Here is a 23,495-nt window from a genome sequence, read left to right as displayed (position 1 = left end):
TCAGCGTGCGGCGTGTCGCCCCGCCGCCCGACCGGAGAAGATGCAGCCGCCGAGGAAGGTTCCTTCCAGTGCGTTGTATCCGTGGACGCCGCCGCCGCCGAAGCCGGCGACTTCTCCGGCTGCGTACAGGCCGGCCAATGGTGTTCCGCCAGCACGCATCACCTGCGAATCGAGGTTGGTTTCCAAGCCACCCAACGTCTTCCGAGTCAAGATGTTGAGCCGAACCGCGATGAGCGGGCCATGTGCCGGGTCGAGTAGTCGGTGTGGTTTGGCTACCCGAACTATCTTGTCCCCCAAGTACTGTCGGGCGTTCGTCACTGCCATCAGCTGCGCATCTTTGCTGTATTTGTTGTCTAACTGAGCATCTCGCGCGCCGACGATCTGTTCGATGTGACTCAAATCGAGTTGTGGGCCACGCGCGATGGCATTCATCTTGGGTACAAGCTCGGCAAGGTTGTTTCCGACGACGAAGTCGACGCCGTTGTCGACGAAGGCCTGTACCGGTCCGGGTGCGCCTTTGGCGAGACGACTCTTGGCGGCGAACCGCAGGTCCTTGCCGGTGATATCGGGATTCTGCTCGGACCCCGAGAGTGCGAATTCCTTCTCGATAATCGACTGGGTGAGGATGAACCACGAATAGTCGTAGCCGGTCGCCAGGATCTCACGCATCGTCGAGTTAGTGTCGAAGCCCGGAAAGTTGGGCGGCGCAAGCCTATTGCCGTTGGCGTCGAGCCAGAGCGACGACGGGCCGGGAATGATGCGAATGGCGTGGTTGGGCCAGATCGGATCCCAGTTGTGGATACCCTCGGTGTAATGCCACATCCGGTCGCGGTTGATCAGGTGCGCCCCGGCATCTTCGGCGATGCCGAGCATGCGGCCATCGACATAGGCGGGCACACCCGAGATCATGGTTTTCGGAGCGGGGCCTAGGCGCTCGACCGGCCAGTTTTTGCGCACCAGGTCGTGATTGTGGCCAATACCGCCACTGGTGACGATTGTTTTCGGGGCGCGAAACTCGAAGTCGGACACGACGGTTCGCGACGAGGCTACGCCGCGTTCGGTGTCCGAGTCCTCCAGCACAGATCCGCGAACTCCGACGACGGCGCCGTCATCGACAATCAGCTCATCGACCTGATGGCGAAACGCGAAGTGCACAAGCCCTTTTCGCTCGGCTTCTAGTACCGGTTCGGCGAAGACTCGGACCACCTCGGGCCCGGTTCCCCAGGTGAGGTGGAAGCGGGGCACCGAGTTGCCGTGGCCGTCGGCGAATCCACCGCCGCGCTCGGCCCAACCGATGACCGGGGTAATGCGTAGACCGAGGTCGTGTAAATACTGACGCTTCTCGGTCGCGGCGAATCGGACGTACGCGCGTGCCCACTGTCGAGGCCAGTTGTCCTCGACGTCGCGATCGAAGCTAGCCGACCCCATCCAGTCCTGCAGCGCCAGCTCCTCGGAGTCGTGAATACCGAGTCTGCGTTGTTCGGGGGTATCGACGAGAAAGAGCCCACCGAGCGACCAAAATGCCTGCCCGCCAAGGTTTTTACGATTCTCCTGGTCGACGACTAGCACTCGTCGGCCGGCTTTGGTGAGTTCGTAGGTTGCGACCAGGCCGGCTAGGCCGGACCCGACGACGATTACTTCGGGATTGTCCACGTGTCAGACCTGCACTTCCGAATAGCGATGGAACCACGGTTGCGCGGTTTCGAGTTGTGCTGCGAGTGAAAGCAGCCCGCCGTCGGCGCCGAGTCGGCCGACGAACTGCACGCCAAGGGGGAGCCCGGCCTCGGTCCAGTGCAACGGAACACTGATCGCTGGTCGGCCGGTGAGGTTGGCCAATTGGGTGTAGGGCACCCAGCCGAGGCTCTGCGAGATGAGATCGTCGAGAATACCGCTGAGAGACAACAGTTTTCCGGCGTGCACGCGCGAGATCACCCGGGATGCGCGTTGTAGCAACGGCGCTGTCGTGGTCTCGCCGACGGTGAGCGGTGGGGTGGCCAACGTCGGGGTAAGAAGAAGGTCGTAGTCGCTGTGGAAACGCTCGAGCGAGAGTACGTACTTGTTCACATTGTCGAGCGCCGTGAACGCGGCCACCACACCGCCGGACCGACCCAATTCGGCGATGGCGAGCGTGTCCGCCTCGAAGTCGGAATCGCTAGCGCCAGTGAGTTCGCGAGCCTGGGCCACTTCGGTCGCCAGCACCGCGAACCAAATGGTGAGAAAGTCGCGGGCCAGCGCCCCGTCGTCATAGGGCGGCTCGACCGGCTCGACATGATGGCCGAGGTCGGTGAGCAGTTTCGCGGTATTCTCCACCGCGGCAACAGCTTCCGGATGTGGATTAGCGTTGATGGCCGACCGTGCGGAGAACCCGATCCGCAGACCCGCTGGCACGTTTTTGATCTGCTCGAGGTAGCTGACACCGGGAGTTGCGGTGGGGTACACCGAACCAGCGGTCGGTCCCACGATCGCGTCATAAATGGCCGCCGCGTCGCGGACTGTTCGGGTGACGGCGCCCTGCACGGCCATGCCGAACATTGACTCGCCAGTTGCGGGACCGAAGGGTGCGATGCCGCGGCTCGGTTTGAGTCCGACTAGCCCGTTACACGCTGCCGGAATTCGGATCGACCCGCCGCCATCGTTGGCGCCGGCGGCGGGCACGATGCCCGCGGCGACAGCGGCTCCCGACCCGCCCGACGATCCGCCGGGTGTGTGGTCGGTATTCCACGGATTACGTGCCGGACCCCAGAACTCCGACTCGGTGACACCCTTGGCGCCGAACTCAGGAGTATTGGTCTTGCCGAAGATGACAAACCCGGCGTCGAGGAATCGCTGGGTGATATTCGCGTGTTCGGTCGCGGGGAGTTTGGCTAACGCCCGCGATCCGCACGACGTCGGGTAGCCGCGGTACTCCTGGGCGAGATCTTTGATCAGGAAGGGCACTCCGGCGAATGGACCGCTCGCCGCGCCGCCCGCCTGGACATCGGCCTCGGCGATCTGCGCGACGATCGCGTTGAGTTTCGGATTGGCGATGTCGGCACGCGCCCTGGCGAGTTCGAGCAGTTCAGATGCGCTAACCTCGCCGCTGGCGACGAGGCCGGCGAGTGCGGTGGCGTCGAAGGACTGGTATTCGGAGAGGTCCACGTCACAAAGACTAGGCGACCTGAGCGGAACCTGATCTTTCGGTCACGAAGGTCAACTTGTGATCAACTCGATCAAGAATTGTTCTCCGCCGGCGTTTCGGCAGGTAGTAGCGTTACAGGAGTGTCTTTCGCGGGCGTGGGTGGTTAGTTGCCTTTGCTCGTGTGTTATCGAGCCGTTACACTCCCTAACGACGGGGAGCCCTGGGCCAGTGATGGTCAATCGGATCACCACATGCCCATATGAACGAAGCCTTTTGGTCAGATCGTAAGGACTTAATTAATGTTGAAGAGCGCCCGTAAGCGCATCATGGCCGGCGCACTCGCGTTGGCGTCGGCCGCCGGTGTTGCCGTGGCTGTCGCTCCGCAGGCTCAAGCCGCCGGCAGCACCGAGTATGTGTACTCGGCGTCGATGCACCGCAGTATCCCGGTCCGCATCGTTAGCGCAGGTGGCAGCGGCCCCAAGCCGACGCTGTACGTCCTCGACGGCCTGCGCGCACCGAATAACACCACCGGCTGGCTGCAGAACCGCACCGGCATCGACAATTTCATGGTCGGCAAGGGTGTCAACCTTGTTCTTCCGTTCGGTGGCGGCGGCACTTTCTACAGTGACTGGCTCAGCCGCGACCCCAAGCTCGGCAAGCCGATGTGGGAAACCTTCCTCACCAAGGAACTGCCCGCCTACATGAAGCGCAAGCACAACAGCGACAACCGTCGTAACGGCATCGCAGGTCTGTCGATGTCGGGTACCGCGGCGCTGAATCTGGCTTCGCGTCACCCACGCTTCTACAACTCGGTCGCTTCCTACAGTGGTTACCCGACCGTCACGATGCCCGGCTTCACCCAGGGCATCCAGGTCTCGGTCGCTGAGATGGGTGGCAACCCGACGAACATGTGGGGCTTCTACCCCGCGGGAACCTGGTTCCAGAACGATCCGTTCCTCAGCGCCGGCAACTTGGTCGGTAAGCGCGTGTATGTATCGGCGGGGACCGGTATCACCAGCAAGTTCGATTCGTCGCTCAACCCGACGTCGGCAAACTTCAACCCGGTGAAGTTCTCGCAGATGATCCCCCTGGAGACCGCGGCGTCGATCAGCAGCCAGCTGTATGTGGCTCGTCTGCGCACTCTCGGCGTCAATCTCACCACCAACATCACGCCGGACGGCGCGCACTGGTGGGACTACTGGAACGAGCGTTTCCGCCAGTCGTACTACACCACCTTCCGTCCCGCGTTCTTCGGACGCTGATAGCGGATCTTTAGCAAGGGCCGGTGACCGAAAAGGTCACCGGCCCTTTGCGTTCTATGCGGGCCCCGGGCCGACAGTTGTGCGACGACAGCCACAAGGCTTAATATCTGCGTATGAATGCAGATAGCAGTTCTTGTCGACGTCGGCTCGACGACGATCAGATCGGTCTTGTCGTCGAGGTATTCCGAATGTTGGCCGACGGGACGCGCGTGCGGCTGCTGTGGGCGTTGCGGGACCGCGAAATGTCGGTGACTGAGCTCGCCGCCGAAGTCGGCAAGGCGGCGCCATCGGTGTCGCAGCACTTGGCCAAACTGCGGATGGCACGGCTCGTGAGAACTAGAAGAGAGGGTACGACGATCTACTACAGCATCGAGAATGAGCATATTCGGCAACTCGTCGTCGACGCCGTGCATAACGCCGAGCATGCGAGTCCGGGCGTGCCGCCGCATCACATTTCCGACGCCGGTCTGCGGGCTCTGCACGAGGGTGGTGGCGCATCGTGACCGAGCACGCCCACGAACATCGGCATGGCCTGCTCGCGACGCTCCGGCACGCCGTCGTACCGCACAGCCACGATTCGGTTGATCGGCTCGATGATGCGTTAACCAGCGATCGGGCTGGCATTCGCGCGGTGCAGGTGAGTCTCGTTGTCCTCGTTCTGACCGCGGTGGCCCAGTTGCTGGTGGTCGTGGTGTCCGGATCGGTCGCACTTGCCGCCGACACGATTCACAACTTCTCCGACGCGTTGACGTCGGTCCCGTTGTGGATCGCATTCGCGGTCGGAACACGCAGTGCGACAAGGCGTTTCACGTACGGTTTCGGTCGCGTCGAAGACCTCGCAGGATTGTTCGTGGTGGCGATGATCGCGTTATCCGCGGTCGTGGCCCTCGTTGAGGCGATCCGTCGACTCGTGAATCCCGCTCCGCTGCACCATCTTGGCTGGGTTGCGCTGGCGGGTGTGATCGGCTTCCTCGGAAACGAAGCGGTGGCGCTCTATCGGATCCGTGTCGGGCGCCGGATCGGCTCGGCAGCCTTGGTCGCCGATGGCATGCACGCCCGCACCGACGGTCTCACCTCGCTGGCGGTATTGCTCGGCGCGGGAGGCGTATGGCTCGGCTTCCCGCTCGCTGATCCTATTGTCGGCCTGCTGATTTCGGCTGCCATCCTGGGCGTCTTGTGGACGGCGGGGCGGGAGGTGTTCGGCCGGCTGCTCGACGGCGTCGATCCGCAAATCATCGCCGATGCCGAGTACGCGCTCGTCGAAGCCGGTCTCGGACAACCGCATTCGCTCAAGATGCGCTGGGTGGGGCATCGCCTGCGTGCCGACGTCGAGTTGGATGTCGACGCGAAACTTTCACTCGCCCAAGCACATACGATCGCGCATGATGCGCAGGCGGTGTTGGCGCGGCGAGTGCCGCACCTTGAGTATGCGCTGGTGCACGCTTACCCCGCGCACGCGAATACAGGTACCGCCGTCTAGTGAGACTGGTCGTCGGGATCGACGTGCCGGCGCACCGCAGGCCCGTTCGACTCGTCATCCGAACCGAAATACGTTGGGGTGGTTGAACCGTAGTCGCCGGAATGGCGACCCTGGTAGCCGTCGGCCGGTGGTATCGCCGCGGTGTCATCGTCGTCGGGGCGCGCGTGACGATTCGTCGGTGCGACGTTACTGCCCTGCTCAATCGGCTCGGTGCGTGATGGGTCTGAGCCGTACTCCTGTTGTGTCCCTTGGTTATCGACCGGGTAGGGAGCGCCGGGCGCTTGATACGGCGCGGGTTCACGGGCCCACGGCTCAGTTCCCTGGACCTGAGTGCCGGCATACGGGTCGTAGGGATCGGTCCGGTACGGGCCCGACGGCGGCTGTTGGTCGGCGAACGGCGCCCACCCGGCATCGTCGATGCGTTGGTGCCGGCCGCTCTCGGTCACCGACGACGTATACGGGGAACTACCGTGATCGGTGGGCAGAACTGTTGTCGGTTGCTCGTCAGGTTTGTCCAGTGACACCCCGCCGGCCGCGAAGGCGGCGCCCTCCGGGGCCGGACTATATGGCTGGTCCTGACCGTCGTCACCGCGGTCTTTACGGCGACCGCGCAGGAACAGTAGGAGCCACAAACCGATTAGCAGGACTCCGACGACCGCCAGAATGATCGGCAGGAAGACCCCACCCCACTTGAGCTGGTTCACATAACCCGACGCCTTGTCGGTCTGCCGAGCGACGGTGGCGTCGTCCCATTGGAAGGTGCCTTTGAGGGCGTCGAGTCGAAAGTTCCGGACCGACTCGGGTGTGTCCTCGCTCTGATCGGGGGACATGAAGTACTGATGCTGATCTTCCCGGCCATCGACGATGGTGCCGGTTTTGGGCTCGACGAAGACGTGCCGGGTTGCCTTCGCGTAGCGGTGCAGGGTGACCGAGTCCTTGGGTTTCACATCGCGGCCGGTGATACCCCACCAACTCGCGGGCATCGTCAACATGGTGCCCAGTGCTGCCTCGCCCTGTGCGTTCGCCAGGCCCGATAGATCTGTCTCGGGAACTTCGCTGACGAACTCGTATGTGGTCACGCCTTTGATGACCTTCTCGCCGACGAATTTCGCAGCATTGTCCGAACGGGTATTGAGGTCGTAGTAGAGGTAGTCGCGCTTCTTGACGTCGAAGCCGAACTTGTACTGGAAGCCCTGGCGCGGAGCATCGACCGAAACATCCTTGACCGAGGCTCCTTCGGGGACCGCCTCAAGCTGAATGGATGCGATGGTGCCATTGGGCACCGACGTTTTGCGGTTCACCGAGACTCGGTCGATACTCGCGGTGAGTAGACCGTCGTCGCAAGTTCGTTCGGCGTTGGCGGCACCGACTGTAGGTGTTGCCTCTTTGCCCGACGCGTCGCGAGTCCGCTCAATGACCACCGATTGCGCCGACTGGACCGTTGCTTGGCGTTTGTCCGATGGGTCGACGATGACCGAGCGACGCTGCTGCACGAGGTTGGCGTCGAGTTGGCGAGCTTTGCGTTGGGTCACCGAGCAACGATCGAAGATCACCGCTGGGTAGCGGTTGTTTGAGGTGCCGTCGGCGGCCACGGTCTGTGCGTCAGAGGTGATGTCGAGATCGAGTGGCACGACGCGTAGCTGTGGTACCAGGTAGAACGCCGTTGCGATTGCCGCCATGATGCATGCGACGCCGAAGAAGGCGGGCAATGCTGACCACACTCGTTTCATCGTTCTCCTTGTAGTCGTTGCTGGTGCGCGTGCACACAGTTCGTCCCAGCCTATAGGCAGGCACGTGACATTTGTGACTCCTGTGGTCACTGTTGCCAATTGTTAACTCGGTGCGTGACGCCTGTCGCGTTCGGCTTCCTTCAAGATTCCTGCCATGTAACCGAAGATTTCCTTATCGGCGACTGCCTTCCAGCGCGGAGCCAGGAGCTTCATGTACTTCTCGACGTAGAGCAGTTGTTTGCCGACGAGCACCAACTCTCGCGGGAGACCGAGCGTCGTGTGCCTTGGCGATAACGGCCATCTGCCGACCCAGATCGGTATAGGACATGTCGCTGAGTGCGGTGCCCGACAGCGGCGCGGTCACCTTCTCCAGATCAGACCCGCCCTTGACGGTCGACCCGGGCTTGTGCACCGCCCCGAGCAGAAAGATACCGCGGCCGGCCGAGTCGTAATCCTTCTTGACGATCAGATCGACGACGAGCTGGCGCAGGATCCGACGCGTGCGCGGGGTGAACCGTCCGACGATGCCGAAGTCGAGGAGCACGAGTTTGCCGTCGGCATCGACGAGCACATTTCCCGCGTGCAGGTCGCCGTGGAACAGGCCACCGTGAAACGCCGAATCGAGAAGTGAGAGAAGGAGATTGCGGCAAAGGTCAGTGCCATTGTGTCCGGCTGCGCGGACTGCCGCGGCATCGTCGATCCGCGTCGCGTAGATCCGTTCCATCGTCAGCACGCGTGGCGTCGAGAATTCTTGGTACACCTTGGGAACGCGAACGCGATCGCCGAACGGGCCGGGTTGTAGGCAGTCGAACCACTCTTGCATGGTCGATGCCTCATTGAGGAAGTTCAGTTCGGCGTCGAGGCCGTCGGCGAAGTCTTCGACAACGTGGCGCGCGCTGAGCATCTTGCCCGCATCGGTCAGTTCGACGAGGCCGGCGATACGTTCGAGCAGCGCGACGTCGGGGGCGAGGCGACGGGAAATGCCAGGCCGCTGGATCTTCACCACCACTTCTTCGCCGCTGTGCAGCGTTGCGGTGTGCACCTGGGCGATCGACGCCGAGGCGATCGGCTCGACATCGAAAGTGGCGAATACTTCGTCGGGCCGCTTGCCGAGTTCACCCTCGAAGAGTGTGCCGATGGCCTTGGGATCGGCCGGGGTAACTCGGTCCAGAAGGGTTTCGAATTCGTTCGACAAGGTTTCGCTGAATACACCAGGACTCGAAGCGATGAGTTGGCCGAGCTTCACATAAGTGGGGCCGAGGTGTTCGAAGGTCGAGACCACCTCATGAGCTGCACGTTTCCGGGACGGCCGCTTTAGGTGCAGCGCGTCGTCGACGGTGTGCAGTGCATACCGGCCGACACCGGCGGCGGCATGAGCCAAAGCGGCGGCCAGCCGTGTCACCTCGGTAGTCGGCGACACCGCTGGCAGGGTCGAACGCCCAGTGGTTGTGGACTGCTGTGTATTCACCGAGGGTGAGTCTAGTGCCGGTACCCGGTCGTCATTCAAAACCGTGCGGGTTGTCCTGTGTCTTATGACACATCAGTAGATCGTTAGTGTTGCTAGATATATGGCGCACCACCCACCCTGCCGTGGCAGGGTGGATATATGCAGAAAACACGATCTGACACAGCCGCCCGCACAGTCGCCGCCTATGCTGCTCCCGCAGCCGACCAGCCGTTGGGGCCCACGACGATCGAGCGTCGGGCGCTCGGTGACCACGACGTTCGCATTGACATCGCATATTGCGGTATCTGCCACTCCGACATCCACACCGCCCGTGGTGAATGGGGGCCGACGCCCTACCCGGTCGTGCCCGGCCACGAGATCGCCGGAGTGGTGGAAGCGGTGGGGCCCGGCGTCACGAAATTCGCCGTCGGCGATCGGGTCGGCGTCGGCTGCATGGTCGATTCCTGTCGCGAATGCGACGCGTGTCGTGCTGGCGAGGAACAGTATTGCGAACGCGGCATGGTCGGAACCTACGCGGCACGTGGGCGCGACGGTCGGCTAACCGACGGTGGATACTCCGCGGGGATCGTCGTCGATGAGAACTACGTGTGCTCAATTCCGGCGGGTATCGGGCTCGACGTCGCGGCGCCGTTGTTGTGCGCGGGTATCACGCTGTTCTCCCCACTGCGGCACTGGAACGCCGGACCGGGCAAGCGGGTCGCGGTCATCGGGTTGGGTGGGCTCGGCCACATGGGCGTGAAGCTCGCACATGCGATGGGTGCCGAAGTTACCGTCCTCTCGCAGTCTCTGAAGAAGCTGGAGGACGGCCTGCGCCTGGGCGCCGACCACTATTACGCGACAAGTGATCCGGAAACCTTTACGACCCTGCGCAACTCATTCGATCTGATCCTCAATACCGTGTCGGCGAATCTGGATATGTCGAAATACCTTGGACTGCTTGCGATTGACGGCACCCTGGTCGAGTTGGGCTTGCCCGAGCAGCCTATTGAGGTGCAAGCGGGCTCGTTGACTCGCAATCGACGCAGCTTCGCCGGATCGATGATCGGCGGTATCGCGCAAACGCAGGAAATGCTCGACTTCTGCGCCGAACACGGCGTCGGATCGGAGATCGAGGTGATCGCCGCCGATCAGATCAACGAGGCATATGAGCGGGTCATCGCGAGCGATGTGCGCTACCGATTCGTCATCGATGCCGCGACCCTCGGGTAGTGACCGCCAGATATCAGTACGCCGACGTTCGTGGTGCCCGGCTGGCCTGGAATTCCACGGGTAGTGGCTCGCCGGTGGTATGGGCCCACGGCATCGGGTCGGCAGCGACAACACAAGAAGCCGCCGGACATTTTGACTGGCGGCCGATTAGCAAGCGGCACAGGCTTATTCGCTACGACGCCCGTGGGCATGGCCATTCCTCCGGCGGGCTGACGCCGACCGAATACACCTGGCCCGAGCTGGGCGCGGATTTGCTGGCATTACTCGACGTCGTCGCCGGTTCGGGACAAGTCGACGCCGTCGGCACTTCGATGGGCACCGCATCGATCGTGTATGCCGCACTCGCACAACCCGATCGGTTCCGACGACTCGTGCTGACCACGCCTCCCACGATCTGGGACACCCGGCCGGGAGCCAATCTGGCACGCCTCGCATCGGCGAAGTTGTTGGAAGACAAGGGACTCGCGGCATTGCAAGCACTCAATGCCGATCAACCGGCTTCGCCCGCGCTCGTCGGCGCGCGACGCTACGTGACGCCGGTTCGGGTGCGTGCCGCGCAGTACGCGGCAGTGCTGCGGGGTTCGGCCCAAACTGATTTGCCGGCGGCGAAAGCGCTTGAATCCCTTGATAAGCCGACGCTGATTCTGTCGTGGACCGGAGATCCGTCCCATCCGGTGTCGTCGGCGGAGGCGTTGGCTAGCGCGCTTCCCAACGCGGAGTTGGTCGTGGCATCGACGCCGCAGGAGCACGAACGCTGGGGTGAATTGGCCGCGACATTTCTGTCGCGAGGGTAGGTCTCACTTCGGTTCGCTCGATGCAGTGGTCGACGACACTTGACCAATACCCCTAGGGGGTATACAACGGTGGTGTGAATACTTCGACCACTCAATCACATGGCACATGATCAGCATGGATCGGCAGCTTCGCATGAACACGCCGAACATGGCGGACATGCGGGCCACGCGGCTGCATTCGGACGTCTGTTCGCGATAATGGCGGTGCTCGCCGTGCCGACGGTGCTGGCGAGCGGAATGTTCGCGTCGATCATCGGCTACCAGCTTCCCGACTGGTCGTGGCTCGAATGGGTGTCGCCAGCGGTAGGAACGGTGATGTTCGCCTGGGGCGGCAAACCATTCCTGACCGGGGCGGTCGGTGAGTTGCGCGGACGTAAGCCCGGGATGATGACCCTCATCGCGCTGGCGATCACTGTCGCGTTCATCGCATCCTGGCTGGCCGCACTCCACGTCGTCGCCCATGATCTCGACTTCTGGTGGGAGCTGGCTCTGCTGATCGTGATCATGCTCGCCGGCCACTGGATCGAGATGCGTTCGCTGGCGATGACCACGTCGGCGCTTGATTCCCTCGCAGCTCTTTTGCCCGACGAGGCCGAGCGAATCGAGGGTGACCAGGTGGTGCTGGTTGCCCCGACCGACCTCCGGACCGGCGATCTCGTCATCGTGCGCCCCGGTGCGCGGGTGCCCGCTGACGGTGAGATCATCGATGGCACAGCCGATCTCGACGAGTCGATGATCACCGGCGAGTCAAAGTTGGTGCGGCGCAACGTCGGTGATCAGGTGGTCGCCGGTACTGTCACCGCTGACACGGCGATTCGGGTACGGATCAACGCGGTCGGCGACGATACCGCGCTCGCCGGCATCGCGCGCTTGGTCGCCCAGGCGCAGAACTCGTCGTCGCACGCTCAGCGGCTGGCCGACAAGGCAGCCGGTTGGCTGTTCTGGTTCGCGCTGGCCTCGGCTGCGTTGACAGCAATCATCTGGTCCGCGCTGGCCGAACCAGACAACGCGATCATCCGGACGATCACCGTCCTCGTCATCGCCTGCCCGCACGCGCTCGGCCTCGCGATTCCGCTGGTCGTCGCGATAGCGACCGAACGTGCGGCGAAAATGGGTGTTCTGGTGAAAGATCGGGTGGCGCTGGAGACGTTGCGCAACGCGACGACGGTGTTGTTCGATAAGACCGGCACCCTGACTAAGGGAGAGCCCGGCGTCGTCGCGGTGGTTCCGGCGGCGGGCTGGACCGACGACGAGGTGCTGGCGATCGCGGCGGCGGCCGAACGGGATAGTGAACACCCGCTGGCGCGTGCCATCGTCGGCGCCGCTGATGCCCGAGAGCTGGCCCGACCGACGGCGACTGGATTCGTCGCCAGCGCCGCGGTTGGTGTGCGTGCCGAGGTCGATGGCCGCGACGTCGCGGTCGGCGGACCGAAACTACTTGACCACGAGGGCCTTTCGGCTCTGCCAGGCAGTCGACGTTGGGCTGACGACGGAAACACCGTGCTGCATGTCGTCGTGGACGGGCAGGTCGTTGGAGCGCTGGCGCTCGCCGATGAAATTCGGCGGGAGTCCGCGGAGGCGGTCGATGCGCTGCGGGCCAACGGAATTGAGCCGGTGATGATCACTGGCGATGCCGCGCCGGTGGCATATCGCGTCGCCGCCGAGCTTGGCATCGAACGCGTGTACGCCGGGGTGCGACCGGAGGACAAGGAATCCAAAGTCGCCGAACTCCAGGCTGAAGGTGCGACTGTCGTCATGGTCGGCGACGGCGTCAACGACGCACCCGCGTTGGCGCGCGCCGACGTCGGCGTGGCGATCGGCGCGGGTACCGACGTCGCCATCGGATCGGCCGGGGTAATTCTGGCGGGTGATGATCCGCGGGCGGTGGTCTCGGCGATCAATCTGTCGAAGGCGGCGTACCGCAAGATGAAGCAGAACCTGTGGTGGGCGGCCGGGTACAACATCGTATCGGTGCCGCTCGCGGCCGGATTGCTCGCTCCGATCGGCTTTGTGCTACCGATGGCGGTCGGCGCCATCCTGATGTCGGCGTCGACGGTCATCGTCGCCGCAAACGCACAGTTGTTGCGCCGCGCGCGTTTGTAGGCCGGGCCGGGAAATCGTCCGAATAGTGCGGATGCAAGGGCATATTGCCCCTACACCAGCACTATTCGGACGAAATTCCCGACGGCGGGGTCGTTGGCGCCGTGGGAGCGTCCGAGTGGTCGGGGGCGCTCGGTGAGGGAGGTCATCGCCCGAGTGGTACTACTCAAAGGGCGAACTCAGAGAGGGACACCTACCGTGAACTCATCGAACCTTCGGCTCGCGCAGACCCCGGGTCTGACCGATGTGCAGACCGACATCGTCGCCGCCGTCCGCGGATTCGTCGACAAGCAGATCATCCCGAACGCACAACGACTCGAGCACGTCGACGAGTACCCGACCGTGATCGTCGAACAGATGAAGCAGATGGGCCTGTTCGGATTGATGATTCCCGAGGAGTACGGCGGCGCGGGGGAGTCGCTGCTCACCTACGCTCTGTGCGTCGAAGAATTGGCGCGCGGCTGGATGAGCATTTCCGGTGTGATCAACACGCACTTCATCGTCGCCTACATGATTCGGCAGCATGGGACCGCCGAACAGAAGGCAAACCTGTTGCCGCGCATGGCAACCGGAGAGCTGCGCGGGGCATTCTCGATGTCTGAGCCTGAGCTGGGCTCCGACGTGGCCGCGATCCGCACGCGCGCTCGTCGCGAATCTGACGGTGACTACCGAATCGACGGCCAGAAGATGTGGCTGACCAACGGCGGTAGTTCCACTTTGGTTGCGGCACTTGTCCATACCGACGAAGGCGCCGAGAAGCCGCACAAGAATCTCACTGCCTTTCTCATCGAGAAGCCGGCTGGCTTCGGCGAGGTTAAGCCGGGTCTGACGATCCCCGGCAAGATCGACAAACTCGGGTACAAGGGCATCGATACAACCGAACTCATCTTCGACGGCTATAGCGCCCGAGCGGAAGACATCCTCGGCGGCGTCCCCGGGCGCGGTTTCGCGCAGATGATGGACGGCGTCGAGGTAGGCCGCGTGAACGTGTCCGCACGTGCCTGCGGTATCGCCCAGCGTGCTTTCGAGCTGGCGATCCGCTACGCGCAGCAACGGTCGACCTTCGGCAAACCCATCGCGGAGCACCAGGCCATCGCGTTCAAACTCGCCGAGATGGCGACCAAGGTGGAGGCCGCACATTTGATGATGGTCAACGCCGCTAGGCAGAAGGATTCCGGTGAACGTAACGACGTTGCCGCGGGTATGGCCAAGTATTTGGCCAGCGAGTATTGCGCGGAGGTCACTCAGGAGAGTTTCCGCATCCACGGCGGCTACGGGTACTCGAAGGAATACGAGATCGAGCGACTGATGCGCGATGCGCCGTTCTTGCTGATCGGTGAAGGCACCAGTGAGATTCAGAAGACGATCATCGCCAAGGGGTTGATGCGGGCTTACCGACTCTGACATAGTTTTCGATTGATAGTCGAAAACTACGGGAGGTGGTTAGCATGCACGACCGTGAGGATGCTGACCTGGTCGTGGTCGGGGCGGGGATAGCTGGATTGACGGCGGCGTTGTCGGCAGCGGCCGAGGGTTTGCGCGTCGTCGTATTGAACAAGGGGCCGAAGTGGCGTGCCGATCGAGACGAGCAGTCGACGTCTACGTTCTACGCTCAAGGTGGCATCGCGGTTGTCGAGCCGGACAACCCGGAAGACTCGATTGACCTGCATGTATCCGACACGATTGCCGCCGGGGCGGGCCTAACCGACGCGCACGCGACTCGACCGATCATTGCCGATGGCTGGTCGGCGATCACCCAGTTGGTCGCGCGGGGCGCGGACTTCGACCGTGACGTCGATGGCTCATTCCGCCGCACTCGTGAGGGCGGCCATAGCGTGCGTCGCATCATTCACGCCGGCGGCGACGCGACCGGCGCACAAGTACAGCGTGCGTTGGGGCAAGCGGTCACGAACACCTCGAATCCCCGGTTGACCTGTGTCGACGACGCCGTGGTCACCGACCTGCTCATCGACGACGGTGCGGTCGTCGGTGCGGCGTATCGCACGCCCGACAGTCCCGATGTGCGCGCCGTTTACGCGCCGACCGTGCTACTCGCGACCGGTGGCGCGGGGCATCTATATGCCGCTACCACCAACCCGGCCGGGGCAACCGCCGATGGAATCGCGCTGGCATTGCGGGCGGGGGCACAGGTCGCCGACCTAGAGTTCATCCAATTCCACCCGACGATGTTGTACCTGCCGGGCGCCCGCGGGCGGCGGACGCTGATCAGTGAGGCGGTGCGCGGCGAGGGCGGACGTTTGGTAGATAAGCGTGGTGAGTCGGTCACCGCCGGCGTGCACCCGATGGGCGACCTCGCACCGCGCGATGTCGTATCCCGAGCGGTGCAAGCGACACTCGCGCGCACGGGTGACGATTGCGTTTATCTCGACATCTCCGACGTTGACGATTTTGAGCGGCGCTTCCCGACAGTCACCGCAGGGCTGCGTGCGGCTGGCCTGGCCGATGGGACTGTGCCGCAACGTATTCCAGTTGTTCCCGGCGCGCACTATCTCTGCGGCGGGGTGTTGGCATCGGCGTCGGGGCAGACGTCGATGACGGGCCTTTACGTTGCTGGGGAGGTCGCGCGGACCGGGCTGCACGGCGCCAACCGGCTCGCGTCGAACAGCCTCCTCGAAGGACTTGTCATGGGGCGCAAGGCCGCTGCGGCGGCGATCGAACGACGTGGACGTTCGGTCAACGACGTTGCCCCGCCCCACATCGTTCCGCGTCCAGCGATGGATCGAAAAGCCTTGCAAGACCTGATGTCTGGTCGGGTCGCGCTTGCTCGCTCGGCCGACGGACTGGCAGAGGCCGCCGCTGCCCTGGACGCGGCCCCGAGTCGCGCGATGATCTCGGTCGGTGACCTCGAAGACGCCGCGTTAACGCTCACTGCCCGCGCGGTGGTGGCAGCTGCTCTGGCACGGACAGAGTCGCGCGGATGTCATTCGCGGGTGGATTTCCCGGACACAGACTCCGTGCCCTCATCGCGAGTGTTTAGCTTCGACGGTCTGGCTGTGCGATCCGTGGTCGATCCGGTTTGCGTGTGATGGCTGTGAGGAAGCTGTTGCACCAGTTGTGGCACGGGAATTTGATAGCACGGTGATCAGTGCGCGTGGGTAGCATACCCCCAGGGGGTAGTAATCTTCGGCTGAGTCGTGTATACCTGTAGGGGGTATATCGGACTCAAGGAGACATCGTGGCTGAACACCAGCATCACGGATACATGGGCGAAAAGGATGCGTACCTGCGTCGGCTACGTCGGATCGAAGGTCAGGCGCGCGGACTGCAACGCATGGTCGAAGAAGAGGCCTATTGCATCGACATTCTCACCCAGGTGAGTGCGATGACGAAGGCGTTGCAGGCAGTGAGTCTCGGGCTCCTTGAAGACCATATGAATCACTGCGTCATCGACGCCGCTCGCGAAGGCGACGACGCCGGCCGCGACAAGATCGACGAGGCGATGGAAGCCATTGCGCGACTTGTGAAGTCGTAGCACCAACCGAACCGAAAGGAACGCAAGATGACCGTTTCGAACTACCTGGTGACCGGAATGACTTGCGGCCACTGCGCGTCGTCGGTGCGTGAAGAGATCGCCGAGATCGACGGCGTGACCGGCGTCGAAGTCGACGTCCAGACGGGCGCGGTGGAAATTTCCAGCGCCTCGGCCCTCGATGACGACGAGGTCGCGAACGCGGTCACCGAGGCGGGCTATCAGCTCGTGCGTTAAAGCTCTTGTCGTGGCTCCCCAAGTGGAGTAAGCCGAGAAGTGGGTCGGCAACTCTAGGTGAGGAGTGGCGATGAGTGGGATGGCGAAACCTCGGTGGGATTGGCGACATACGACGATCGTCGTAGCCGCGGCTGCTCTATTGGGAGCGATGGTGGTACCAAACCCGGCGGCGGCGGCGCCGCGATGTCCGACACCTGACACTCGAATGTCGATATCGTCTTCGGTTGTCGCGCTGCGTGATTCGTGTAGTCAAGGCCAGTTCGACGCGTTGTTCGCCCGACTGAAGGTCGCGCCGTTGCCGCGGAATGTGCCATTGCGTGGAATGGCTCGTCCGATCGGCCCGCCCAACGCCGCTGCCACCGCCGCTATGCATGCGGTCTGGACCGGTAAGAACTTCCACGGTGGGTGGCTTACCAATCAACTGTTCGGTGGCGATCTGCTACCGGCGAGCGTCTTCTACGCGCGGTCGATTCTCGACGGGCGCGCCGTGATGCGGATTGACTACGCGCGCAGCGGGCTCGGGTTTGGACACGACGAAATGCGCCGGTTGCCCAACGGTATCTGGATTGGCTACGGGTTCTTGAACAATGCCCGCCAGGTGAACTTCTGGATGTGGCGATAGCACTTCGCACGACAAAACTAGAACATGTTCTATGTGCTGCGATACGCTGTTCCGATGAGCAGTGACGACCAGCCTGTGGCCAGCAGTAATACCGAGTTCCCGCCGCTGATCGGCCTGAGTGATGTCGGCGCGTTCACCGATGACGTGGATGTACTGGTCGTCGGATCGGGAATTTCGGGTGGATGCGCCGCGGTCGAAGCAGCCCGGGCTGGAGCAAAGGTGTTGCTGATCGAGCGCGCCGCCGAGACAGGCGGTACCACGCGGCTGGCCGGTGGTCACTTCTACCTCGGGGGCGGAACCGCGGTGCAAGAGGCAGCCGGGCAGCCCGACAGTGCCGAAGAGATGGAGAAGTACCTCACCGCCGTCTCGCTAGAGCCCGAGCCAGCCAAGATTCACGCGTATTGCACCGACAGCGTCGAGCATTTCAACTGGCTCGAGGCGCTGGGGCTGAACTTCGAGCGCAGCTACTACCCGGAAAAAGCCGTTATCCAGCCAGGCACCCAGGGGCTGATGTACACCGGGAACGAAAAGGTGTGGCCCTATAAGAACATGGCTGTGCCAGCGCCCCGCGGACACAAAGTGCCTGTGCCCGGCGATACCGGTGGGGCGTCGATGGTCATCGATCTCTTGATGGCTGAGCTGGAACGACTCGGCGTCGAAGTGCGGACTGATACCGGCGCGCGCAACCTTATCGTCGACAACTCCGGCAGCGTCGTCGGCGTGAAATGGCGACGGCCCGGAGCCGAAGGATTCATTCGGGCCTCGGGCGTGGTTATCGCGGCAGGCGGTTATGTCCTCAACGAGGACATGGTCAACGAGTATGTCCCGCAGTTGGCCAACCAGTCGTACACGCTCGGCACCACATACGACGACGGCCTGGGTATCCGGCTAGGGCAGTCGGCCGGTGCCGCGGTTAAACATATGGATCAGGCTTTCATCACCGCGCCCGTCTACCCGCCGTCGATATTGCTTACCGGCATCATCGTCAACAGCGAGGGCCGGCGGTTCGTCGCCGAAGATAGCTATCACTCCCGCACGGCCGGCTTTGTGATGGATCAGCCGGACAAACGGGCGTACCTCATCGTCGACGAAGAACACATGGAGCGGCCGGCCTTCCCGTTGGCACCGTTCATCGATGGGTGGGAGACCGTCGAGGAGATGGAATCCGACCTCGGGATTCCGGCCGGAAACCTGGCGACGACACTCGACGACTACAACACCCATGCAGCCGTCGGAGAGGACCCGGACTTCCATAAGAGTGCGGAATTCCTTGCGCCGCAAGCGAATGGACCATGGGCCGCGTTCGACATGAGCCTTGGGAAAGCAATGTACTCAGGCTTCACCGTTGGTGGATTGGCTACGACGGTCGACGGCGAAGTCCTCGACGCCCAGTCGCAGCCGATTGTCGGGCTCTTCGCGGCGGGCGCGTGCGCCGCCAACTTGGCGCAGGACGGCAAAGGGTACGCGAGCGGCACTCAACTCGGCGAAGGATCGTATTTCGGTCGGCGGGCGGGGCGCGAAGCGGCGCGGTTGGCCGCGGCGTCGGAGCGAGTTGGCGCCGACGTCGAGTAGGTTCGCTGGCGCTCTGGTTGCGTCGATCTAACGGTTGTAGCTCGATCCGGTGAATTTGTTCGATTGGCTCAGCCGATCCGACCCGGGGAGGTAGTGAGGATGCCTAACGTTATGACCTATGGGTCGGTTCGCAGGGATCGCTTTGACTATCGCAATCGTGGTGTCGAGCGCGCTTGCGGGCGCCGCGCAGGCTGGTAGCCGACAAACTGAGCCGGGGCCGGTGCCCGGGTTTGTCGCCGAACTCGGTGGCTCGCGGGCGCGGGTAATACTCGTCCCGGGGACCGGTGATCCGACCGGCAGCGATCAGGTCGGGCGCACCGACGCGTGGTGGGAGCATCAACGCGTGACGATTGTCCCCTACCCGGCGGCATTCGGAATTCGAGTCGGCCCAATTGTGTTGGGTCTTATCGGAAATGGGACCTTCGACGACTCCGAGGCTATCGGTACGCGCGCCGCGACTCGAGTCGCGAAGGCTGCTGCTGCGGCGGGGCGACCGGTGATTATCAATGGGTTCTCGCAAGGGGCGAATATCGCGATGAACGCCGCCCATCGTCTGGTGCGAAGTGGCGCGATCACACCGCGAAACCTCACCGTCGTACTTGGCGCCGATCCGCGTTTTCCCAACACCGGCGTGGAGGCGCTTGCCCCGAGCATGGTGCCCGGGGTCACGACGGATGGTCCGCGCGAGCCGTCGGATATGACTGGGGTGCGGGTGGTTTCGTACTGCATCCGCGGTGACTCTATGTGCGGGCTTGCCAACCCGATGGCCGATCCTATCGCTGCCGCCTTCTACTTCGCGCCGGGCTATTACGTGCATGCCTTTATGTACCCCAAGGTCGGGAGTTATCGGCAGGTGAAGACCTGGCGCGACGGTGACACCGAATATCACGTCTATGACGGCGGCAATCCGGTCGGAATCATGTTGCGCGACATGGGAGTTCCCGTTGACAAACGGTTCGACGACGCGGTGTCGCGGGCGGTCCGAGTGCCGATGCCCGGCGTCGCGGCTACTCGTCACCGGCAGCAGGTTCCCACGCCGCGCATGTTGCAGAAAGAGCTGTACCGGCGATTCGGTTGGCAGTTGCCGGTGACCGATCCGGACCAGATTGGGGCGCAGCGCCGGGTGAAGCCGGTGGCCCGCCACAGCTACTCGCGAAAACCGCGCCAAACTGGGCTACCGAGAGCATTCTGCCCCCGACAGGTCGACATGGCGAGGTTTACCGAGGCAGGGAGATGTGATGGCGATGTGACCCAGCGGCGTGTTAATGGCCGGTAGCCCTGTGACTGTGACCACACCGGCCACGACCGGATGATAAGGCCGTGCTATGTTCATCGCACATTTTTGATCAAGGTGGCAGCCAACTGGTTGCACTACCGCGTGTCGCAGTCGCTTGAGGGCCGCACCGCAGTACTGCGCGCCAGTACTGTTGTGCAGCACGATCTTCGCGCGACGCGCACCGAAAAGGTGATTAGGTTATGAGCGTCGGTGTCGTGCGCGAGACCGCATCGGGAGAACGTCGTGTGGCGTTGGTACCGAAGGTGGTTGAAGCGCTAGTCAAGAAGGGTGTCCCGGTCGTCGTCGAATCGGGTGCCGGGTTGGGGGCACTGATCCCCGACGAGTTGTTTACCGCTGCGGGTGCCACGATTGGCGATCCCTATGGAGCCGACGTCGTGGTACGGGTCGCGGCTCCGTCCGACGACGAAATCGGCAAGCTGCGCAGCGGGCAGAAACTGATCGGTTTTCTCGCGCCGCGTAATGCGGACAACAAGATCGGTGCCCTGTCGGCTGCTGGCGTGGAAGCCTATGCGGTGGAAGCGATTCCGCGTATTTCCCGCGCGCAGGTGATGGACGCGTTGTCGTCGCAGGGCAATGTGTCGGGCTACAAGTCGGTGATCGTCGCGGCAGATCTGTCGACCCGGTTCTTCCCGATGCTGACCACCGCCGCGGGCACGGTCAAACCGGCCACGGTGCTGGTGCTGGGCGTCGGCGTCGCCGGACTGCAGGCACTGGCTACGGCTAAACGTCTGGGCGCGCGGACCACCGGCTACGACGTGCGGCCCGAAGTTGCCGAGCAAGTACTCTCGGTCGGTGCGCAGTGGCTCGATCTCGGCATCGACGCCGCCGGCGAAGGCGGCTACGCCCGCGAGCTGACCGCGGAGGAACGCGAGAAGCAGCAGCAGGCACTCGAAGACGCGATTAAGGGCTTCGACGTGGTCATCACGACCGCGTTGGTGCCCGGCCGCCCGGCGCCAAGATTGGTTACCGCCGCCGCTGTCGAGGGGATGAAGCCCGGCAGCGTAGTCGTCGATCTGGCCGGTGAAACCGGTGGTAACTGTGAGCTGACCGAGCCCGGTGAGACTGTCGTCAAACATGACGTCACGATCACCTCGCCGCTGAATCTGCCGGCCACTATGCCTGAGCATTCCAGCGAGCTGTACGCCAAGAATCTACTGGCCCTGATCGAGTTGATGCTCGACGACAACGGCGCGATCGCACCGGATTTCGATGACGAAGTCATCGCTGCCGCATGTGTGACACGCGATGTCTCTGAGGAGGCGAAGGTCTGATGTACACCGAACTTCTATCGAATATCGCGATTCTGGTGCTAGCCGGATTCGTAGGTTTCGCGGTCATCTCCAAGGTCCCGAACACACTGCATACGCCATTGATGTCGGGTACCAACGCCATTCACGGCATCGTCGTGCTGGGCGCGCTCGTGGTGCTGGGCAAACTGCCCGCCGACGCCAACTGGGGTGTGCGGATCATCGCCTTCGTCGCGCTGGTCTTCGGCACTCTGAACGTGGTCGGCGGCTTCGCGGTCACCGACCGCATGCTCGGCATGTTCAAGGGTAAGAAGGAGGCCGCCAAATGAGCTCCTCTGTCCTAAGTGCGAGCGAAGGCGCCGTGGTCTCCGAAGCTCTCGGTTACGGCGTGACAGTTCTGTACATCGTCGCCTTCTCGCTATTCATCTACGGCTTGATGGGCTTGACCGGCCCGAAGACCGCGGTGCGCGGCAACTGGATCGCAGCGGTCGGCATGGGGATTGCAATCGTCGCGACCCTGCTCGGTGTGTACAACTCGGCCGGCGACGCCGGTGTGCCGGGTATCAACTGGATACTCATCGTCGCGGGTCTTCTCGTCGGTGTTGTGCTAGGTATTCCGCCGGCGTTGAAGACGAAGATGACCGCGATGCCGCAGTTGGTGGCATTGTTCAACGGTGTCGGTGGTGGAACCGTCGCGTTGATCGCGTGGGCCGAATATATCGAATACCGCGGCTTCACCACGGTTCCGGACACTCCGGATGTCCATGTGATTGTCGGGTCGCTGTTCGCCGCGATCATCGGTTCGGTGTCCTTCTGGGGTTCGCTGGTCGCATTCGCCAAGCTGCAGGAACTGCTGAACAAGAATCTCGAGAAGAAGCTCGTCGCGGGCGCTAAAGCATTCCAGCTGGCCAATATCGTGCTGGCACTGGTCGCGATCGGCATCGCTATCTACATCGGCATCAAGGCCGGCGCCGGTGATGGCCCGACCCCGTGGTTCTGGATCGTCGGACTGCTGGTGGCAGCGGGTCTGATGGGCCTGTTCGTGGTGTTCCCGATCGGCGGCGCGGATATGCCGGTGGTCATCTCGCTGCTCAACGCCATGACTGGTTTGTCAGCCGCGGCCGCTGGATTGGCGTTGAATAACCAGGCGATGATCGTCGCCGGAATGATCGTCGGCGCGTCCGGTTCGATCCTGACCAACCTGATGGCCAAGGCGATGAACCGGTCTATCCCGGCAATCATCTTCGGCTCGTTCGGTGGCGGCGACGACGGCGCTGCCGGCGCTCCGGGCGCCACCGGCGGCACGGTCAAGGCGACGTCGGCTGCCGATGCGGCGATCCAGATGGCCTATGCCAATCAGGTCATCGTCGTGCCGGGTTACGGCCTGGCCGTCGCGCAGGCGCAGCATGCGGTCAAGGAGATGGCAGCTCTGCTCGAGGCCAAGGGTGTCGAAGTGAAGTACGCGATCCACCCGGTCGCCGGTCGGATGCCCGGGCATATGAACGTGCTGCTCGCCGAGGCGGATGTGGAGTATGACGCGATGAAAGAGATGGACGACATCAACGGCGAATTCGGCCGCACCGACGTCGCCATCGTCATCGGCGCCAACGACGTCACCAACCCGGCGGCCCGCAACGATCCGAGTTCGCCCATCCACGGCATGCCGATCCTCAATGTGGATCAGGCGCGCTCGACGATCGTGCTCAAGCGGTCGATGAGTTCGGGCTACGCGGGTATTGAGAATCCGCTGTTCTTCGCGGACGGGACGTCGATGCTATTCGGCGACGCCAAGAAGTCGGTCGGTTCGGTTATCGAGGAACTGAAGGCGCTGTAGAACCGCTATTACCCGACGATGGGCCCGGACGCGAT

General features: G+C 63.1%; 19 protein-coding genes and 1 pseudogene. 16 read left to right on the top strand and 4 right to left on the bottom strand.

Features of this window, described 5'->3' with window-relative positions:
• Entirely contained in the window at window positions 1–1,653 is a 1,653-nt protein-coding gene (locus GOEFS_RS15770; RefSeq protein ID WP_007318930.1) for an FAD-binding dehydrogenase, read from the bottom strand.
• 3 nt (window positions 1,654–1,656) lie between these two features.
• Window positions 1,657–3,138: an amidase gene (locus GOEFS_RS15765; protein WP_007318929.1), complete on the bottom strand. Its 1,482-nt coding sequence runs from the start codon at window positions 3,136–3,138 to the stop codon at window positions 1,657–1,659.
• A gap of 279 nt (window positions 3,139–3,417) precedes the next feature.
• Here GOEFS_RS15765 and GOEFS_RS15760 point away from each other — a divergent pair, with 279 nt between their 5' ends.
• From GOEFS_RS15760 to GOEFS_RS15750, 3 genes are all read left to right on the top strand, one after another.
• Window positions 3,418–4,380: an alpha/beta hydrolase gene (locus GOEFS_RS15760; protein ID WP_007318928.1), complete on the top strand. Its 963-nt coding sequence runs from the start codon at window positions 3,418–3,420 to the stop codon at window positions 4,378–4,380.
• Between the two features lie 113 nt (window positions 4,381–4,493).
• Complete coding sequence (locus GOEFS_RS15755) at window positions 4,494–4,883, top strand: ArsR/SmtB family transcription factor (RefSeq protein ID WP_040525271.1); 390 nt, start codon at window positions 4,494–4,496, stop codon at window positions 4,881–4,883.
• Window positions 4,880–5,860, top strand: coding sequence for a cation diffusion facilitator family transporter (locus GOEFS_RS15750; RefSeq protein ID WP_007318926.1), 981 nt, complete (start codon window positions 4,880–4,882; stop codon window positions 5,858–5,860). The genes GOEFS_RS15755 and GOEFS_RS15750 overlap by 4 nt, the downstream gene beginning before the upstream one ends.
• Here GOEFS_RS15750 and pgfA read toward each other — a convergent pair.
• A complete protein-coding gene (gene pgfA / locus GOEFS_RS15745; RefSeq protein WP_007318925.1) occupies window positions 5,857–7,590 on the bottom strand; it encodes a cell envelope lipid trafficking protein PgfA in 1,734 nt (577 codons plus the stop codon). The two genes, GOEFS_RS15750 and pgfA, sit on opposite strands and share 4 nt — an antisense overlap.
• A 102-nt stretch (window positions 7,591–7,692) precedes the next feature.
• Window positions 7,693–9,058: pseudogene (locus GOEFS_RS15740) on the bottom strand (ABC1 kinase family protein).
• Between the two features lie 138 nt (window positions 9,059–9,196).
• Here GOEFS_RS15740 and GOEFS_RS15735 point away from each other — a divergent pair.
• The 13 genes from GOEFS_RS15735 to GOEFS_RS15675 all read left to right on the top strand — a co-directional run bounded on the left by GOEFS_RS15735 (window position 9,197) and on the right by GOEFS_RS15675 (window position 23,460).
• Complete coding sequence (locus GOEFS_RS15735) at window positions 9,197–10,267, top strand: NAD(P)-dependent alcohol dehydrogenase (protein ID WP_007318923.1); 1,071 nt, start codon at window positions 9,197–9,199, stop codon at window positions 10,265–10,267.
• Entirely contained in the window at window positions 10,267–11,061 is a 795-nt protein-coding gene (locus tag GOEFS_RS15730) for an alpha/beta fold hydrolase (RefSeq protein ID WP_007318922.1), read from the top strand. Before GOEFS_RS15735 ends, GOEFS_RS15730 begins: the two co-directional genes overlap by 1 nt.
• A 99-nt stretch (window positions 11,062–11,160) precedes the next feature.
• Window positions 11,161–13,164 (top strand): heavy metal translocating P-type ATPase, encoded by a 2,004-nt coding sequence (locus GOEFS_RS15725; protein WP_007318921.1) that lies wholly within the window; start codon window positions 11,161–11,163, stop codon window positions 13,162–13,164.
• A gap of 195 nt (window positions 13,165–13,359) precedes the next feature.
• On the top strand, window positions 13,360–14,565 hold the full coding sequence (locus tag GOEFS_RS15720) for an acyl-CoA dehydrogenase family protein (protein ID WP_007318920.1): 1,206 nt from the start codon (window positions 13,360–13,362) through the stop codon (window positions 14,563–14,565).
• Window positions 14,566–14,609: 44 nt separating this feature from the next.
• On the top strand, window positions 14,610–16,208 hold the full coding sequence (nadB, locus tag GOEFS_RS15715; protein WP_007318919.1) for an L-aspartate oxidase: 1,599 nt from the start codon (window positions 14,610–14,612) through the stop codon (window positions 16,206–16,208).
• A gap of 149 nt (window positions 16,209–16,357) precedes the next feature.
• Window positions 16,358–16,654 (top strand): metal-sensitive transcriptional regulator, encoded by a 297-nt coding sequence (locus tag GOEFS_RS15710; protein WP_007318918.1) that lies wholly within the window; start codon window positions 16,358–16,360, stop codon window positions 16,652–16,654.
• A gap of 27 nt (window positions 16,655–16,681) precedes the next feature.
• Complete coding sequence (locus GOEFS_RS15705) at window positions 16,682–16,888, top strand: heavy-metal-associated domain-containing protein (RefSeq protein ID WP_007318917.1); 207 nt, start codon at window positions 16,682–16,684, stop codon at window positions 16,886–16,888.
• 70 nt (window positions 16,889–16,958) lie between these two features.
• The gene (locus tag GOEFS_RS15700) at window positions 16,959–17,510 is read left to right on the top strand and encodes a hypothetical protein (protein WP_007318916.1); all 552 of its coding nucleotides are present in this window, start codon (window positions 16,959–16,961) and stop codon (window positions 17,508–17,510) included.
• 54 nt (window positions 17,511–17,564) lie between these two features.
• Complete coding sequence (locus tag GOEFS_RS15695; RefSeq protein ID WP_040525277.1) at window positions 17,565–19,082, top strand: FAD-binding protein; 1,518 nt, start codon at window positions 17,565–17,567, stop codon at window positions 19,080–19,082.
• Between the two features lie 118 nt (window positions 19,083–19,200).
• On the top strand, window positions 19,201–20,358 hold the full coding sequence (locus GOEFS_RS15690) for a PE-PPE domain-containing protein (RefSeq protein WP_007318914.1): 1,158 nt from the start codon (window positions 19,201–19,203) through the stop codon (window positions 20,356–20,358).
• A 200-nt stretch (window positions 20,359–20,558) separates the two neighbouring features.
• A complete protein-coding gene (locus GOEFS_RS15685; protein WP_007318913.1) occupies window positions 20,559–21,650 on the top strand; it encodes a Re/Si-specific NAD(P)(+) transhydrogenase subunit alpha in 1,092 nt (363 codons plus the stop codon).
• On the top strand, window positions 21,650–21,955 hold the full coding sequence (locus GOEFS_RS15680) for an NAD(P) transhydrogenase subunit alpha part 2 (RefSeq protein ID WP_007318912.1): 306 nt from the start codon (window positions 21,650–21,652) through the stop codon (window positions 21,953–21,955). The genes GOEFS_RS15685 and GOEFS_RS15680 overlap by 1 nt, the downstream gene beginning before the upstream one ends.
• Complete coding sequence (locus GOEFS_RS15675; RefSeq protein WP_007318911.1) at window positions 21,952–23,460, top strand: NAD(P)(+) transhydrogenase (Re/Si-specific) subunit beta; 1,509 nt, start codon at window positions 21,952–21,954, stop codon at window positions 23,458–23,460. Before GOEFS_RS15680 ends, GOEFS_RS15675 begins: the two co-directional genes overlap by 4 nt.
• Window positions 23,461–23,495: the final 35 nt, after the last annotated feature.

The sequence above is a fragment of the Gordonia effusa NBRC 100432 genome (assembly GCF_000241305.1).
Lineage (GTDB): Bacteria > Actinomycetota > Actinomycetes > Mycobacteriales > Mycobacteriaceae > Gordonia > Gordonia effusa.
The sequence above is the reverse complement of the archived record's forward strand: the minus strand, read 5'-3'. Positions and strand labels throughout refer to the sequence as shown.